This is a genomic window from Caballeronia sp. LZ043 (genome assembly GCF_031451075.1).
Lineage (GTDB): Bacteria > Pseudomonadota > Gammaproteobacteria > Burkholderiales > Burkholderiaceae > Caballeronia.
Window position 1 is genome coordinate 1,864,273 of the sequence record NZ_JARUXT010000001.1, and the last position, 16,724, is coordinate 1,880,996.

General features: G+C 65.2%; 17 protein-coding genes. 11 read left to right on the forward strand and 6 right to left on the reverse strand.

The annotated features are described in order from the left end of the window. Positions 1–248 precede the first annotated feature (248 nt). The 4 genes from QCE64_RS08390 (at position 249) to QCE64_RS08405 (ending at position 3,928) form a co-directional block, all read left to right on the forward strand. Positions 249–1,463 (forward strand): DUF2863 family protein, encoded by a 1,215-nt coding sequence (locus QCE64_RS08390; protein WP_310003411.1) that lies wholly within the window; start codon positions 249–251, stop codon positions 1,461–1,463. A gap of 189 nt (positions 1,464–1,652) precedes the next feature. Next, a complete protein-coding gene (locus tag QCE64_RS08395; protein WP_309916835.1) occupies positions 1,653–2,462 on the forward strand; it encodes a response regulator transcription factor in 810 nt (269 codons plus the stop codon). A gap of 68 nt (positions 2,463–2,530) precedes the next feature. Beyond that, positions 2,531–3,205 carry an energy-coupling factor ABC transporter permease gene (locus tag QCE64_RS08400; RefSeq protein ID WP_309808665.1) on the forward strand — a complete coding sequence of 225 codons (675 nt, stop codon included), beginning with the start codon at positions 2,531–2,533 and terminating at the stop codon, positions 3,203–3,205. A gap of 156 nt (positions 3,206–3,361) precedes the next feature. After that, positions 3,362–3,928: a BspC domain-containing protein gene (locus QCE64_RS08405; protein ID WP_309808667.1), complete on the forward strand. Its 567-nt coding sequence runs from the start codon at positions 3,362–3,364 to the stop codon at positions 3,926–3,928. 94 nt (positions 3,929–4,022) lie between these two features. On the opposite strand, the gene QCE64_RS08410 is transcribed toward QCE64_RS08405, so the two are convergent. Then, complete coding sequence (locus tag QCE64_RS08410) at positions 4,023–5,183, reverse strand: M14-type cytosolic carboxypeptidase (RefSeq protein ID WP_310003413.1); 1,161 nt, start codon at positions 5,181–5,183, stop codon at positions 4,023–4,025. A gap of 69 nt (positions 5,184–5,252) precedes the next feature. After that, a complete protein-coding gene (gene yaaA / locus QCE64_RS08415; protein WP_310003415.1) occupies positions 5,253–6,032 on the reverse strand; it encodes a peroxide stress protein YaaA in 780 nt (259 codons plus the stop codon). A gap of 56 nt (positions 6,033–6,088) precedes the next feature. Between yaaA and QCE64_RS08420 the strand changes: the two genes are divergently transcribed. The 7 genes from QCE64_RS08420 (at position 6,089) to QCE64_RS08450 (ending at position 13,396) form a co-directional block, all read left to right on the forward strand. After that, entirely contained in the window at positions 6,089–6,610 is a 522-nt protein-coding gene (locus tag QCE64_RS08420; RefSeq protein WP_309916842.1) for a putative toxin-antitoxin system toxin component, PIN family, read from the forward strand. A gap of 95 nt (positions 6,611–6,705) precedes the next feature. Beyond that, on the forward strand, positions 6,706–7,884 hold the full coding sequence (locus QCE64_RS08425) for a pyridoxal phosphate-dependent aminotransferase (RefSeq protein WP_309916845.1): 1,179 nt from the start codon (positions 6,706–6,708) through the stop codon (positions 7,882–7,884). A 97-nt stretch (positions 7,885–7,981) separates the two neighbouring features. After that, a complete protein-coding gene (locus QCE64_RS08430) occupies positions 7,982–9,523 on the forward strand; it encodes a 3-hydroxyacyl-CoA dehydrogenase (protein ID WP_310003418.1) in 1,542 nt (513 codons plus the stop codon). Further along, positions 9,520–10,308: an oxepin-CoA hydrolase, alternative type gene (locus QCE64_RS08435; RefSeq protein ID WP_309916850.1), complete on the forward strand. Its 789-nt coding sequence runs from the start codon at positions 9,520–9,522 to the stop codon at positions 10,306–10,308. Before QCE64_RS08430 ends, QCE64_RS08435 begins: the two co-directional genes overlap by 4 nt. A 3-nt stretch (positions 10,309–10,311) precedes the next feature. Then, positions 10,312–11,037, forward strand: a complete 726-nt coding sequence (locus QCE64_RS08440) for a histidine phosphatase family protein (RefSeq protein WP_309916853.1) — start codon at positions 10,312–10,314, stop codon at positions 11,035–11,037. Positions 11,038–11,063: 26 nt separating this feature from the next. After that, positions 11,064–12,161 carry a phosphotransferase gene (locus tag QCE64_RS08445; RefSeq protein ID WP_310003420.1) on the forward strand — a complete coding sequence of 366 codons (1,098 nt, stop codon included), beginning with the start codon at positions 11,064–11,066 and terminating at the stop codon, positions 12,159–12,161. A gap of 20 nt (positions 12,162–12,181) precedes the next feature. Continuing rightward, positions 12,182–13,396 carry an acyl-CoA dehydrogenase family protein gene (locus QCE64_RS08450; protein ID WP_310003422.1) on the forward strand — a complete coding sequence of 405 codons (1,215 nt, stop codon included), beginning with the start codon at positions 12,182–12,184 and terminating at the stop codon, positions 13,394–13,396. Here the strand turns inward: QCE64_RS08450 and QCE64_RS08455 are convergent, their stop codons facing one another. The 4 genes from QCE64_RS08455 to QCE64_RS08470 are packed head-to-tail and all read right to left on the reverse strand — an operon-like array spanning position 13,397 to position 16,668. Continuing rightward, on the reverse strand, positions 13,397–13,855 hold the full coding sequence (locus QCE64_RS08455) for a MaoC family dehydratase (protein ID WP_310003423.1): 459 nt from the start codon (positions 13,853–13,855) through the stop codon (positions 13,397–13,399). Beyond that, entirely contained in the window at positions 13,852–14,310 is a 459-nt protein-coding gene (locus tag QCE64_RS08460) for a MaoC family dehydratase (RefSeq protein ID WP_309916865.1), read from the reverse strand. The genes QCE64_RS08455 and QCE64_RS08460 overlap by 4 nt, the downstream gene beginning before the upstream one ends. A 20-nt stretch (positions 14,311–14,330) precedes the next feature. Beyond that, entirely contained in the window at positions 14,331–15,461 is a 1,131-nt protein-coding gene (locus tag QCE64_RS08465) for an acyl-CoA dehydrogenase (protein WP_310003425.1), read from the reverse strand. Between the two features lie 10 nt (positions 15,462–15,471). Next, positions 15,472–16,668, reverse strand: coding sequence for an acyl-CoA dehydrogenase family protein (locus QCE64_RS08470; RefSeq protein WP_310003428.1), 1,197 nt, complete (start codon positions 16,666–16,668; stop codon positions 15,472–15,474). Positions 16,669–16,724 lie beyond the last annotated feature (56 nt).

Sequence of the window (16,724 nt, forward strand, 5' to 3'; positions counted from 1 at the left end):
TTCAACCACCTGCCCCATAGCGCGACGTCCAACCCGTCTTTCCCGCTCCCTTCGCGTTCATCGAATCGCGAAGGAACGGAATTCTAGTGACCCGGATCGGGAAGCGCAAGGGCAGCATTGAAAAAAATCGTGCATCTCCCGCCAGGCACTTCGCCCCTGCCCCCGCGTTGCCCAAACGGCCAGCGGTAAAAGCCACGGCTGAGCGACTACAATCAAAGGTTCACCGCACTAACTCTTTCCAGACCGATATGCGCTCGCGAATCGCCAAACGTATTCCCCCAGACGCCGACAAGCTCGTCAGCCTCTCCCTCGCGCTCTTCGCGTCCGGCAGCCGCGTCGAGGATCGCTTCTGGGAAGCCCGCCTCGACACGCTCATCGCCAAGCTCGTGCGCAACGGCAATCAGACCACGCTCGATGCTGCGCTTGATCACCTTCAGCAGAACCATCCCGACGCATACGGCGCACTCGCCGACATGGCGGAGACGCACAGCGAGTCGTTCTCCATCGACATCGACGGCACGCCTCACGAAGCGCTCCTTATCGCCGCCCCGGTGCTCGCCTGGACGCGTTATGCCATCCCGTCGGGCGCGCTCAAGAGCGATGCCGTCGACGCCCTGCGCACGCAAATGCAGGCGCATGTCCTCGCCGCGGACGTGCGCGTCGCCCTGGCGCCTTATCTGTACAGCATCGACCAGTTGCCGCGTCATCACGTCGACACGGCCCGGCTCGCGCAACAACTGCTGCAAGGCGCCACAGGCGGTGCGACGATCCGGCTGAATCTCGCCGATCTTCCCGAAACTTCTCCGATCCTGGCCGATCCGCGCTTCCTGCTCGCGTTGCTCGTGGTGCCGTCGGGCGCCGCGTTCTTTCGCTGGCAGGAAGATGAAAACGGTAGTCGCGTCGAACGGGGGCAATGCCTCGAACAGTGGACGACGCAAGGCGGTCCGAGCTTCGCCGCCATTCTTCCAGGCTGCGAATTCGAGTGCTTGCTGCCGGATGCCTACTATTCCGCCTGCCGCGATGCCGACGAGCAAGTTCGCCCGCATACCGTACGGACCGCAGTCCGCTATCTGTTCGACACACTCGGGACGGCGCCGCAAGATCTGCGCGCGGTCATCGCCGGGTTCGGCGAGCGACGTATCGACGAGTACCGCATCGGCTTCACCCGCCGCGGCAGCAATGACGTGATCTACGGCGTGGTCTGGCCGCTGTATGGCCGCGAGAACGGCGAACTCGGCATGGAAGACGACACCGCCGAACTCGAAGGCGCGAACGGCCCGGTCGAGGAGATCGTCGAGTTGCTGAAGAAGGCAGGCGTGACGGACGTGCGCCGTCATGCCGGGCGCTTCGAGCCCGAGTTCTGCGACGACTGCGGCGTGCCGCTCTACGCAGACCCGCTCGGCGAAATCGTTCACGCCGAGATGCCCGAGGACGCCGAACCCGCGCAGCCGCACTTCCACTAACGCGCGAAGCCACTGCCAGAACTCAACAAACCCCGCCCTGTGCGGGGTTTTCTGTATTTACGCCTATGCCATTCGGCTAGGGCGCGGAACGGCCCGGAATTTGTCAATATTGCCGGAACGCCTGCCATATGGGCGATAACAATCCCGGCGCGGAGGCGCGTGCGGGGCACTTTTGACACGAGGTCAAGCATGAATATCAATATCATCGGTTCCGACGCAGAACGCCGCGCGGGTCTCAAAACCTTGCTGCGCCGTATCGCTCGTCAAGCGCAGTTCAATGAGGCGAAGGACTGGAGACAAGCTCGTTCGTTACTGCTGCGCACCAGCCCTGACATGATCATGATCGACTGGACATCGGATCTGCGCGCCTACGACTTGCAGTCCATCCTGGACGAAGTCCCGCGCGTACCCGCTGCCGTGATGATCGACCGTTGCAGCGCAGGGCTCGTGTACTCGCTGATGAACGCCGGCGCCATGGGCATCGTGCCGCGGGCGCTCGACCCCGCGCTGATCCTGCGCGCGCTCGAGATGGTGCTGGTGGGCGGTCACTACATCCCGGCCGATATCGTCGATCCCGATCTCACGCGCGAGATCGCGGCGCGGCGCGCGCAAGTGGTCGAGAAGCAGCTGCTCAAGGTCCGGCACCATCCCACCTTGTCGCCGCGGCAACAGCAGATCATGCGCTGCGTCCATATGGGAAGCACCAACAAGATGATCGCCAAGACGCTGGGCATCAGCGAAGGCACTGTGAAGATCCACCTTGCAAGCATCTTCCAGCAACTGGGCGCAAGCAATCGCGCTGCGGCCGTCGCCATCTACAACGGCGTGCTGAATCCGCATCTCGCCATTCTGCGTGACCTCGACGAGCAGCCCCTGCCCGTCGTGACCGGTGAGCCCGGCATCATTCCGTTGCGGCGCTCGCGCAAACGTTATCCTTCGCTGACCGACCTCGACCCGGCTTCACTACCCATGGCCGCGGAGCCGCGATCGCCGTTCTAGGAAAAAAGCGTGCAAACGGGTCCGTCCTTTGCGCACACGTTTCACGCGCAACGAGTAATATGCAAGACATGGGGTTCTTCTACACACCGCTACCGCTGTGGCTGACGGTTGGCAGCTGGGTCGCCGCCGCTGGCCTGCTCGCGCTTGCCGTCCTGCAACGTCCGTTCACGCGTCTGCAGGACGCCACGCTACAGCACGTCTGGCTCGGCACCATCGTCGCCGTCACGGTGCTATGGGCCTGCAACGCGTGGTTCGATGACGGTCCCGTGATCCATCTGCTCGGCGCAACCCTCATGGTCACGTTGTTTGACTGGCGGCTCGCGCTGATCGGCACGGCGGCAACCACCGGACTCGCCGCCGTCGTGCTCGACGCGTCATGGCTCAATGTCGCGACCACGTATCTGCTGTTCGGCGCGTTGCCGGTGGGCGTCTCCACGCTGCTTCATCGGCTGAGCAATGCATGGCTGCCGCGCAATCTCTTCACGTTCATTGCAGGTCACGGCTTCATCACGTCGGGCGCTGCGGTCGCCGCCGCGTGCGGCGCCACCGTGCTGCTCGAGATGGCGCTGGCTACCGGCCCCTTTGTCGTACCGGCCGCGTTCATGCGCGGCTCCTTCCTGCTCGGTGCGGGCGAGGCTCTCTTCACCGGCCTGCTCACCATCCTCATCACGGTCTACAAGCCCGCCTGGATCACCACGTATGACGTGCGCCGTTATCGGCTGGATCGCGGTCCACGCGTCTGAAGCTTGTCGGCGGCATCCTGGCGGTCACTTGCGTACGATCTGGTTCGCTCCATTTCAGATCGCTCACGATGGGAACGCGCGCAAAGTACGATAAGATTGAACTCCTTCCCCACACGGCGCATCTTACTTGGCCGTGTCTTCTTAGCGCCTGACCTGATGGATAGTAACTACGCACCGCGCCGGCTGCTGCGGCTCGTCGGCCGGTTGACGGTATGCGTGTCGTTGGCATGCGGGGTGTCCGCCTTTGCCGATACGCTCGACGAACGCAACGAGTTGATTCACCACTTCGTCATCGACTTCAACGCCAATCCGCTGGTGGCGGATTGCGCCGCGCACGGCAACTTCATCGCCAGCACGTCCACTGCGTTCGACCACGTCGAGTTTCCTCCCGAGTCGTTCGATTCATCACACTCCGGCATCGAGCCGTGGAACGATTCGTTCGACGAGAAGAAGCAGCGCATCAAGGTGGACAACGTCGTGACGGTCGAAGGTCAGGGCATGCCGAAGAGCGACGAGCGCAACCCTACGCCATTGAAGTTCCGCTGTGGGTACGTCGGCAGCCAGTTGCTGGCGTTCGGCTGGAACGATCCCGTGCCGCCGCTGCGTCCACAATCGCACGCCACGCGCAGCACCAAGTCCAAGCACGGCGCCAAGACCAAGTCATCGGGCAAGAAGAGCACGTCGAAGACGAAGTCGACCAAAAAGAGCAGCAAGAAGCACTAGGCTGCACGGCCAGCAGGCGAAGCCAGGTCAAACGAACAGGGCGTGGTCACTCGATGTGACCACGCCCTGTTGCGCATGAACCCAAAGACACACCTTATCCCGCAAACGCCTGCACATGCCACAGGATGGCCTGCAACATCGAGGCGCCCAGCGCCGCGCTGCGCGCGCCACTCCAGCCCACACTCTCGTCCGGCAGATTGGCGTTGTCCTTGAACGGCATCTCGAGCGTCAGTGAAAGACACCCGTACTCGTTGCCGATGTACTTCGACGCCAGCTTGAGCGCATCCGTCTGATACTTGCTGGCCTCATAGCCATGGACGTCCTGGAAATCCGGGCTCGCCTGCTTGAAGAACTGCACGAAGGCCTTCTGCTCCGCTGCCTGCCGTTCGGTGAAGCCCGGCAGCATCTCGGACCCGGCGACGAACACATACGGAATGGCCTCGTCGCCATGGATGTCGAAGAACATGTCGCAACCCATCTCCGCGATCGCCTCGCGCACGGCCAGCACTTCGGGACTGCGTTCGGCGCTCGGCTCCATCCATTCGCGATTCAGATTCGTGCCCGCCGCGTTGGTACGCAGGTTGCCGAGCACGCTGCCGTCGGGATTCATGTTCGGCACGATATGGAAGATGGCCCGCTCGAACAGCGCGCGCGCCACCGGATCGCCCGACCAGTCGCCGAAACCCGCCAGCCGCTTGACGAGTCCTTCGACGAACCATTCGGCCATGGTCTCGCCCGGATGCTGGCGCGCGATGATCCAGATGTTCTTCTTCGGCGGCGCATCGCCGAAATCGGGGATGCCGAGCGAGAGTATCGACATCGGCCGGCCCTGCACCGAGCTGCCGATCTCCGTCAGCGTCGCAAGCGGCATCTGCTGGACCGCGCCCAAGAATTCGGAATGGCGCTCCTCGCTGTACGGCTCGAAATACGCGTAGTAGATGCGGTCGAAGTCGGGCGTGTGATCGATCGTCATCACCTTTCCGTCGTACTCCGTCGACACGCGGAACCAGTTCACGCGGTCATAGCTCGCGACCGCTTCGTAGTCGCGCCAGCCTTCCGGAAACGCGCACTGCGCCGCGTTCTCGAAGGTCATCACGAGACGCTCGCCGCGCGCGCCCGACACCCGGAAGTAGAACCACTGCGCGAAGTCCGCCTGCGTATCCGGACGGATGCGCAGACGAATGTCGGCGGGGTCGTCGGCGTTCAGGACGTCGATTGCGCCTGCGTCGAAGTTGCTCGAAATGGAGATGCTCATGGTGGTGTCCTTTTGGTGTCCTTTTGGTGTCCTTTGGCTGTCGTGTTCGCGTCATCGCGGGCGTCGGGCTCAGTCCGCGATGCGCCGGCGAAACACATAAGTCGAATCGTTCGATGCCTTCGCGTCGAACGCGTAGCCTTCGCTGTCAAAATCCTTGAGCGCTTCCGGCTCGTCAATACGGTTCTCCACCGCATAACGCGCCATCAGGCCGCGCGCGCGCTTCGCATGAAAGCTGATGATCTTGTAGCGGCCGCCCTTCCAGTCCTCGAACACGGGCGAGACCACGGGCGCCACGAGTTGCTTCGGCTTGACCGACCTGAAATACTCGCCCGATGCGCAATTCACCAGCACGCGCGCGCCGCGCTGCTTGTGCAGCTGCTCGTTGAGCGCTGCCGTGATGCGTTCGCCCCAGAACGCGTAGAGATCCTTGCCACGTGCGTTGGGAAACTTCGTACCCATTTCGAGCCGGTACGGCTGCAGCAGGTCGAGCGGCCGCAAGAGCCCGTAGAGACCCGACAGCACGCGCACGTGATTCTGTGCGAAGTCGAGGTCGCTCGACGACAGGCTTTTGGCCGCAAAACCTTCGTACACGTCGCCATTGAAGGCGAGCACGGCCTGCTTCGAATTGTGCGTGTCGAAGGTGGTCGACCACTCCGCGAAACGCTGGAAATTCAGGGCGGCGAGCGGGTCCGAGATGCCCATCATGCCGCCGATTTCCTGCGGCGACAGCTTGCGCAGGCCGTGAATCAGTTCGGCGGCGTCATCGACGAATTGCGGCAGCGTGTGTTTGCGGACGTGAGGCGGCGTCTCGTAGTCGAGCGATTTGGCAGGCGAGAGAACGATTATCATGGAGGCTCGCCGGCACGCCGCCGGCGATCATAGGCATAAACCCCAGATTGTATCGAATGGACCATTCCGCCGCGCCGCTGCCGCAGCCGTCGCAGTCAACGCCGCCGTCACCGTCATTGCAGCCGTCGCCGCTGCGCGTCGTGCTCGATTCAAACGTATGGATCGACCTCCTCGTTTTCGACGACCCCGCCACGCGCCCGATCCACGCGGCTCTCGAAGCCCGCACGCTCGAAGCGCTGATCGACCGGCGCTGTCTCAGGGAACTCACGCACGTGCTGGATTATCCGCAGTTCGTGCGCATGAACGTGGACGCAACGGCAGCGCTCGCGACGGTCGCGCGCCTGACGACCCTCGTCGAAACGAACCTGGCCGAAGACGCGCCCCCGCTGCCCAAGTGCAAGGATCGCGACGACCAGAAGTTCCTCGAGCTCGCGCATGCGTCCGGTGCGCACTGGCTCGTCTCGAAGGATCGGGCGGTGCTGAAGCTCGCGCGCCGCGTCGCCCGCGATTTCGGTTTTCGCATCGCGGAGCCGAAGCCGTTCGTCCACGAACTCGAAGCAGCCGCGGCCATCGGCTGACACAGACTGATGCTGCACTAAAATAGCGTGCACACGCGCTTCACCGTGCTTCTCGCATCTGCATTCCATATCGCGACCTACCCGCCGACATGACCATGAACGCCACGCACGAACTGCCGCCCGCTTCACCCGATGCCTTCCCGTCGCGCCTGCCCAACGTGGGCACGACCATCTTCACCGTGATGAGCGCGCTTGCGACGCAGAAAGGCGCGGTGAACCTCGGTCAGGGTTTCCCCGATTTCGATTGCGACGCACGCATCGTCGATGCCGTGGCCGACGCAATGCGCCAGGGTCACAATCAATATCCGCCGATGGCAGGCGCCGCGCCGCTGCGCCAGGCGATCGCCCGCAAGATCGAAGCGCTCTATGGCCGCGCCTACGACGCAGACCGCGAGATCACGGTGACCGCGGGCGCGACGCAGGCGCTGCTCACAGCGGTGCTGTGCTGCGTGCATCCCGGCGATGAAGTGGTCGTGATCGAGCCGATGTACGACAGCTACGTGCCGTCGATCGAACTCGCGGGCGGCAAGCCGGTATTCGTGTCGCTGGAGGCGCCGGACTACGCGCTGCCGTTCGACAAGATCGCCGCCGCGATCACGCCGAAGACGCGCCTGCTCATGATCAACACGCCGCACAATCCGACCGGCCGCGTCTGGCGCGCCGAGGACATGCGCAAGCTGGAAGACATCGTGCGCGGCACCGGCGTGCTGATCGTGTCCGACGAGGTCTACGAGCACATGGTCTACGACGGCGCGCCGCACGAAAGCGTCTCGCGCTATCCGGAGCTGGCAAAGCGCAGCTTCGTCGTGTCGAGTTTCGGCAAGACCTTTCACGTGACGGGCTGGAAGATCGGCTACGTGGCGGCGCCCGCCGCACTGACCGCCGAATTCCGCAAGGTGCATCAGTTCAACGTGTTCACGGTCAACACGCCGATGCAGATCGGTCTCGCGTCTTATCTCGAAGATCCGAAGCCGTACCTCGAACTGCCCGCGTTCTATCAGAAGAAGCGCGACTTCTTCCGCGCGGGTCTGGCGAACTCGCGCTTCTCGCTGCTGCCTTGCGACGGCACCTATTTCCAGTGCGTCGATTATTCGAAGATCAGCGACCTGCCCGAAGCCGAGTTCGCGCAATGGCTCACGAGCGAGATCGGCGTGGCCGCGATTCCGGTGTCGGCGTTCTATCACGAGAGCCATGAGTCGGGCGTCGTGCGCTTCTGCTTCGCCAAGAAGGAAGAAACGCTCGCCCTCGCGCTCGAACGGCTCGCCAGGCTCTAAAAAAAGCGCGCGCTCCGCCGCGCGCCGCTGAACGGCTCGCCCGGCGCCGCGCCGTGCGAGCCTGTGTGGTCCACTTCCGAAGGAGCCGAACCGCATCATGAGTCAACCCGAATACCGCATCGAGACGCTCGGCATCGTCGGCAGCGGCGCGATGGGACGCGGCATCGCGCAGATCGCCGCGCTCGGCGGCCTGAACGTGCTGCTGCACGATACGAATCCGCAGGCGCTCGCCGCCGCGCGCGCCTATCTGTCCGATACCTTCACGCGCCTCAGCGCCAAGGGCAAGCTCAAGGAAGCCGATGCGCACGCCGCGCTCGCCCGCATCCGCGAGGCCCACGACACGAGTGAACTGTCGGGCTGCGACGCCGTCATCGAGGCGATCGTCGAGAATCTCGACATCAAGCGCGGGCTGTTCCGCGACCTCGAAGCCGTCGTCGGCGAGCGCTGCATTCTGGCGTCCAACACGTCGTCGCTGTCCATTACCGCGATCGCCGCGGGCTGCGCGCATCCACAACGCGTCGCGGGCTTCCATTTCTTCAATCCGGTCCCGCTGATGCGCGTCGTCGAAGTGATCGACGGCTTGCGCGGCGACGCCCAGGCCGGCGATGCACTGATGGCGCTCGCGCGCCGCATGGGCCACACGCCGGTGCGCGCGAAGGACATGCCGGGCTTCATCGTCAATCACGCCGGGCGCGGCATGAACACCGAAGGCCTGCGCGTGGCGAGCGAAGGCGTCGCGAGCTTCGCGACCATCGACCGCATCATGCGCGAGCAGGCCGGCTTCCGGCTCGGGCCGTTCGAGCTGCTCGACCTCACCGCGCTCGACGTATCGCATCCGGTGATGGAGTCGATCTATCACCAGTTCTACGAGGAGCCGCGTTTCCGGCCGTCGCCGATCACGGCCACGCGGCTCGCCGGCGGCCTGGTCGGACGCAAGACGGGCGAAGGCTTCTACCGTTATGTCGACGGCAAGCCCGACGTGCCGCCCGAAGCCGCCGCGCCCACGCGCCTGCCCACCCGCGTGTGGATCAGCCGCGCGTGGCCCGCCGGACGCGAGCAGGTGCTGAAGCTGATCGCCCGCTGCGATTGCTCGGTGCATCTCGATACCGGCCACACGCCCGCGCCGGATTCGCTGATCGTCGTCACGCCGCTCGGCGTCGATGCCACCACCACCGCCATCAATGAACATCTCGACGCCACGCGCGTCGTCGCCGTCGATACGCTGTTCCCGCTCGACACCGTCGCGCGCCGCACCGTCATGACGACGCCCGCCACCACGCCCGCGATGCGCGACGCCGCCCACGCGCTGTTCGCCGTCGACGGCGTGCCGGTCAGCGTGATCCGCGACTCGACCGGTTTCGTCGCGCAACGCGTCGTCGCGACCATCGTGAACATCGGTTGCGATATCGCGCAACAGGGCATCGCGACGCCCGAGGACATCGACCTCGCCGTGACGCTGGGCCTCGGCTATCCGCACGGCCCGCTCGCACTCGGCGACACGCTCGGCGCGCATACCGTGCTCACGATCCTGCGCAACATTCACAGCGTGCTGGGCGATCCGCGTTACCGCCCTTCTCCGTGGCTCACGCGGCGCGCCCAGCTTGGACTTCCGCTTACCCATATCGAGGAGCTCGGATGAGCGCCGAACTACTGACATCCCGGCCGGCCGGCAGCGACACCACGCTGGTGCTGAAGCTCTCCAATCCGGGCGCGCGCAATGCGCTGCATCCGGACATGTACGCTGCGGGCATCGAAGCGTTGAATGCAGCCGAGCGCGATGCAAGCGTGCGCGCCATCGTGCTGACCGGCGCGGACAACTTCTTCTGTGCGGGCGGCAATCTGAACCGCCTGCTCGAAAACCGCGCGCAGGATCCGTCGGTGCAGGCAGAAAGCATCGACTTGCTGGCCGAATGGATCAGCGCGCTGCGCGCCTCGACCAAGCCGGTGATCGCGGCCGTCGAAGGCGCGGCGGCCGGCGCGGGCTTTTCGCTGGCGCTCGCGTGCGACTTGATCGTCGCCGCCGACGACGCGCGCTTCGTCATGTCCTATGCACGCGTCGGCCTGACGCCGGACGGCGGCGCATCGTGGTTCCTGGCGCGCGCGTTGCCGCGCACGCTCGCGAGCGAAGTGCTGCTCGAAGCGAAGCCGATCGGCGCGGTGCGGCTGCATGAAGTCGGCGTGGTCAACCGGCTGACGAAGAAAGGCATTGCGCTCGATGCCGCCATCGCCTGGGCCGACGATCTCGGCAGCGTGTCGCCGAAAGCGCTGGCGCGCATCAAGGCGCTGATCGGCGCTGCCGAGACGCAGGGGCTGCCCGCGCATCTCGACATGGAGCGCGACAGTTTCGTCGACGCGCTCCATCACGGCGACGCGCTCGAAGGCATCACCGCGTTCCTCGACAAGCGCCAGCCGAACTATCGCTGAACCATGGCCCACTATGAGCTGCCTCGACGGCGCCGCATCTTCCTGATGCGCCACGGCGACGTCACCTATTTCGACGACAGCGGCCGCGCGATCGATCCGGAGAGCGTGCCGCTCAACGAACGCGGACGCGAGGAAGCGCGTGCGGCGGGCCGCGCCTTCGCCGCGCAGCAGGTGCGTTTCGACCGGGTGATCGTGAGCGGGCTGCCGCGCACGGTCGAGACGGCGCAACGCGTGCTCGCGGAAACGGGCCAGCAGATCGATATCGAAACCTGGCCCGACTGGCAGGAGATTCGCGGCGGCAAACTGAAGGACCTGACCACCGCCGATATCGAGCGTGCGTTTCTCTCGGTGTTCGATGGCATCGTGGCTGAAGACACGCAGTTTCTCGGCGGCGAGACCATCGGCCAGTTGCTGGATCGGGCGCTGCCCGCCGTCGCCCGGCTGCGCGCGGACACGACGTGGGACACGGTGCTGCTCGTCTTGCACGGCGGCGTCAATCGCGCGCTGTTGTCGCACGCGATCACGGCGGGCGGGCGCGCGTTCTTCGGGCATCTGTCGCAGGCGACCGGCTGCATCAACGCGCTCGACGTCGGTGAAAAAGCCGGCGACTGGGTCGTGCACGCGATCAATCACGCGCCGCCATCGCCGCTGCACGCCGACGTGCGCAACACGACGATGGAACTGCTCTACGCCCAATTCATCCGCTACAAGGCCGGCGACATGAACTGACGGCGCCGCGCAACACGGAGGAGACGATGCAGGACGAAGCACCTCACCAGCAATCCGATTACTCCGCGTTCGAGGGAACGCGTCCCGTGCAGGAACAGCAGCGCTTCGACACCGGCGCGCTTGCCGCGTGGCTAGCAGCGCACGTCGAGGGCTTCGACGGCCCGCTGACGGTCGAGCAGTTCGCCGGTGGACAGTCCAACCCCACCTTCAAGCTCGTCACGCCCGCACGCAGCTACGTGATGCGCGCGAAACCCGGGCCGGCGGCGAAGCTGCTGCCGTCGGCGCATGCGATTGAGCGCGAATACCGCGTGATGGACGCCCTCGCCGCGACCGACGTGCCCGTCGCGCGCATGCTCGCGCTGTGCGAGGACGAAAGCGTGATGGGCCGCGCGTTCTATGTGATGGCCCATGTCGAAGGCCGCGTGTTGTGGGACCCGTCGCTGCCCGGTATGTCGCGCGAGGCGCGCGCCGCGATCTACAACGAGATGAATCGCGTGATCGCCGCGCTGCATACGGTGAATATCGACGCCGCCGGACTGTCCGGTTATGGCAAGCCGGGCAACTACTTCGAACGGCAGATCGGCCGCTGGAGCAAGCAGTATCTCGCTTCGCAGACCGGCGAGATCGACGCGATGAACCGTTTGATCGACTGGCTGCCGCAGCACGTGCGGCACGGTGGAGAACAACGTGTGAGTGTCGTGCACGGCGACTTCCGGCTCGACAATCTGATCTTTCACCCGACCGAACCGCGCGTGCTCGCGGTGCTCGACTGGGAACTCTCGACGCTCGGCGATCCGCTCGCCGATCTCTCCTATCACTGCATGGCGTGGCACGTGGACCCGTCGAAGTTTCGCGGCATCGCGGGACTCGACTGGGCCGCGCTCGGCATTCCCGACGAAGACGCTTATGTGCAACGCTACTGCCAGCGGACGGGTTTCGCGATCGAAGGCGACTGGAACTTCTACCTCGCGTACAACATGTTCCGCATTGCCGCGATCCTGCAGGGCATCATGAAGCGCGTCGTCGACGGTACCGCCGCGAGCGCGCAGGCCATCGACGCAGGTCAGCGCGCCCGGCCGATGGCGGAGCTCGCCTGGCAGTACGCGCAAAAAGTCGGCCGCTGACGAACCGGGGAGACACTGACATGAACTTCGACTACACGCCCAAAGTGCAAGCGTTGCGCGAAAAGTTGCTGGCCTTCTTCGACGCGCACATCCATCCGAACGAACGCGCCTATGCCGACGAAGTCGCGGCGAATCGCGCGGCGGGCAATGCATGGGTGCCGACGCGTCTCATCGAATCCATCAAGGAACACGCGCGCGCCGAGGGTCTGTGGAATCTGTTCCTGCCGTTGTCCGGACGCGGCGCCGGTCTCACGAATCTCGAATACGCGCCGCTGTGCGAGATCATGGGCCGCGTGCCGTGGGCGCCCGAAGTGTTCAATTGCAGCGCGCCCGATACCGGCAACATGGAAACCATCGAGCGCTACGGTTCCGACGCGCAGAAGGCCCAATGGCTGGAACCGCTGTTGCGCGGCGAGATCCGCTCGGCGTTCCTGATGACCGAGCCGGAAGTGGCTTCGTCGGATGCGACGAACATCCGGTGCAGCATCGTGCGCGACGGCGACAGCTATGTGATCGACGGTCACAAGTGGTGGTCGTCGGGCGCGGGCGATCCGCGCTGCAAGATCTACATCGTGATGGGCAAGACCGATCCCGATGCGCCGAAACACGCGCAGCAGTCGATGATCCTCGTGCCCGCCGATTCGCAAGGCGTGACCGTGCATCGGCCGCTGCACGTGTTCGGCTACGACGACGCGCCCCACGGCCACATGGACATCACGCTGCAAAGCGTGCGCGTGCCCGCCGCCAATCTGCTGCTGGGCGAAGGCCGCGGCTTCGAGATCGCGCAGGGACGGCTCGGACCCGGACGCATTCATCACTGCATGCGCCTGATCGGCCTGGCGGAACGCGCGCTCGAACTGATGACGAAGCGCACGCTCGAACGCGTGGCCTTCGGCAAGCCGATCGCGCAGCATGGCGTGACGCAGGAGCGCATCGCCGAGGCGCGCATCATGATCGAGCAGGCGCGACTGCTGACGCTCAAGGCCGCCTTCATGATGGACACGGTCGGCAACAAGGGCGCGCGCGGCGAGATTGCGATGATCAAGGTGGTCGCGCCGAACGTGGCGTGTCAGGTCATCGACTGGGCCATCCAGGCGCATGGCGCGGGCGGCGTCAGCGACGACTTTCCGCTCGCCTACGCGTATGCGTCGGCGCGCACCTTGCGGCTCGCCGACGGTCCTGACGAAGTGCATCGCAACGCCATCGCCAAGCTGGAGTTCGGCAAGTACGTGTAGTCAGAACGCGTGGCGCGTGATGAATTCCGCGACGCATGCGGGTTTATCGGCGCCGTCGCACTCCACTGTCACGCGCCACGTCACCTGCACGCTGCCCGGTTCGACTTCGCTCGCCTGCTCTACCTCGAAGCTCGCACGCAGCCGGGAACCCACGCGCACCGGCGACATGAAACGCACGCGGTTCAGCCCATAGTTGACGCTGACGCGCGCGGCGAGCGGCACGCACTGGAGCCACATCGGCACCAGCGACAGCGTCAGGAAGCCGTGCGCGATCGTGCCGCCGAACGGCGACTCACGCGCGGCGCGCTCCACGTCGACGTGGATCCATTGATGATCGTCGGTGGCGTCGGCGAAGCCGTTCACGCGCGCCTGATCGATCATCGTCCATTCGCTCACGTAGCGCGCGTTGCCCGCTGCGGCGAACACGTCCGCCGCGCTCTTCAACGAGGCGACGCTCATGCTTCGGCTGCCGGCTGGCGCAGGCCGAAGAGCGCGGCGGAATCGACCGTCAGTACGAGCTCGCCGTGCTGGTTGTGCGCCTCCCAGCGCGTCTGCACGATGCCGCGGTCCGGCTTGCTCTTCGACACGCGCTTGTCGAGCACGCGCACCGTCAGCCGCACCGTGTCGCCGACGCGCACCGGCTTGAGCCAGCGAATGTTGTCGAGCCCGGGCGAGCCCATCGAGGTCGAATCGCCGACCATGTCGCGCACCAGGATGCCCATCATCGCAGCGCAGGTGTTCCAGCCGCTCGCGACCAGTCCGCCGAAGTGCGAGGCCTCGCCCGCTTCTTCCGACAGATGGAACGGCTGCGGATCGTAGCGCTCCGCGAAGCCAATAATCTCCTCGCGCGTGAAGGTATGCGCGCTCAGGACCACCGCGCTGCCGGTCTCGAAATCTTCATAAGCGTATGTCATGCGTGTCTCCTCGCTGCACGTCAGTCTTCGGTCATGGAGAACGCGCGCAATGAAACGAAGCGCGCGAGATGATGATCGACATCGCCGAGCGTCGTCTCGATGATCGAGAGCCGCTTGAACCAGTGCGCCGCCGGCAGTTCGTGGGTCACGCCCATGCCGCCGTGCAACTGCACCGCCTGCTGGCCGACGAAACGCGCGGCCTGCCCGATGCGCGCCTTCGCGGCGCTGATGGTCCGGGCGCGGCGCTCGGCATCCTCGTCTTGCAGATGCGCCGCCGCGAGGTAGGTGATGGAGCGCGCCTGCTCGATATGGATCAGCATGTCCACCATGCGATGCTGCAACGCCTGGAAGCGCCCGATCGGCATGCCGAACTGCTTGCGCTCGCGGCTGTAGGCGACGGTGGCGAGATGCAGCGCATCGAGCGCGCCGAGCGCTTCGGCGCAGAGCAGGAAGCACGCGTGATCGGCGATCCGCTGCAGCGTTGCCGCGCCGGTGTCGCACTTGCCGAGACGCGTGGCGGGCGTCCGGTCGAAGACGAGAGTCGCGGCGCGCTGGCCGTCGATGGTCCGGTATTCGGTCACACGCACGTTCGCCGCGTCCTTCCCGACGATGAACAGCGCCACTTCGCCCTCCAGCCGCGCCGGCACGATCCAGTGATCGGCCTGCGCGCCGTGCTGCACCATCGACTTGGTGCCGGCGAGCGTGAACGCGTCGCCGTCTGCCGTGGCTTCCGTGCGCAGGTCGAAGAGGTCATAGCGCGCATGCGGCTCGCTGAACGCGACCGCCAGCTTGATCTCGCCGCGACCCGCGCGTTCGAGCAACGCCGCCGCTGTCGCATCGTCTTCACGTGCGGCGAGTCGCAAGGCCTCGATGCCGACCGCCGTGGCCCAGTAAGGCTCGACCACTTGCGCACGTCCCAGCTCCTGCATGACCACGAGCATGTCCACAGGATTGCCATCGAAACCGCCCTGCGCTTCGGGCACCGGCAATGCGAGCACACCCAGTTCGGCGAACGCGCGCCAGTGTCTGTCATCGACACCCGCCGCCGATGCCACGACCTTCTGACGCGCATCGAACGGATATTCGCGCTCGAGATAGCGGCGCAGCGCATCGCGGAATTGCTGCTGTTCGTCGCTGAAAGTGAAGTCCATGCGCCGCTCCTCAGAGTCCCAGGATCATCTGCGCGATGATGTTCTTTTGAATCTCGTTCGAACCGCCGTAGATCGACGTCTTGCGGAAGTTGAAGTAGTACGCGGCGAGCGGCGCGGCATCGTCGTCGCCGGTTTGGCTGTGGGTGCGTTCGCCTTCGAGAAACGCGGGATCGAAGGCCGCTGCCTGCGGGCCGATGGCCTCGACCATCAGTTCCGTCAGCGCCTGCTGCACTTCCGTGCCCTTGATCTTCAGCATCGACGCCTCGGGCCTCGGCCCCTGCCCGCCCGCCTCGCTCGCCACCACGCGCTGCACCGTCACTTCGAGCGCCATCAGCTCGATTTCGAGCGCGGCCACCTTGGCGGCGAACAACGGATCATGCAGCAGCGGCTTCCCGCCTTGGGTGCGATCGAGCGCCAGCCGCTTCAGGAACTGCAATTCACGTTTCGACTGCCCCACTCGCGCGATGCCCGTCCGCTCGTGACCGAGCAGATACTTCGCATAGGTCCAGCCGCGGTTTTCTTCGCCGACGCGGTTCGTCACCGGCACCTGCACGTCCTCGAAAAAGACCTCGTTGACTTCGTGATCTTCGTCGAGGGTGATGATCGGGCGCACCGTCACGCCCGGCGTCTTCATGTCGATCAGCAGGAACGAGATGCCTTCCTGCTTCTTCGCGTCGGGGTCGGTGCGCACGAGGCAGAACATCATGTCGGCGTGCTGGGCGAGCGTGGTCCAGGTCTTCTGGCCGTTGACGATGTAGTGATCGCCGCGCCGTTCCGCGCGTGTGCGCAGCGAAGCGAGGTCCGAGCCCGCGCCGGGTTCCGAATAGCCCTGGCACCACCAGTCGGTGCCGTCGAGAATGCGCGGCAGATAGTAAGACCGCTGCTCAACGCTCCCGAACTTCATCAGCACCGGCGCGACCATCGACACGCCGAACGGCAGCACTGAAGGCGCGCCCGCGCGGGCGCACTCTTCGTCCCAGATATGGCGCTGGGTCACGCTCCAGCCGGGGCCGCCATATTCCGTGGGCCACGCGACAGCCGACCAGCCGCGCGCACCGAGCAGCTTGTGCCAGCTGAGGTAGTCATCGCGCGTCAGGCGCTTGTGATGGAGGACTTTGTCGCGCAGCGTGCGCGGGAGGTTGGCGTCGAGCCAGGTGCGGATGTCGACGCGAAAGGCGTCGTCGGAAGGCGAGTAGCTGAGGTCCATGCGCGCTTGTCTCCGGTCCTGTGCAGAACCCGGCCGGAGTGGGCGCTTCCGCGCAT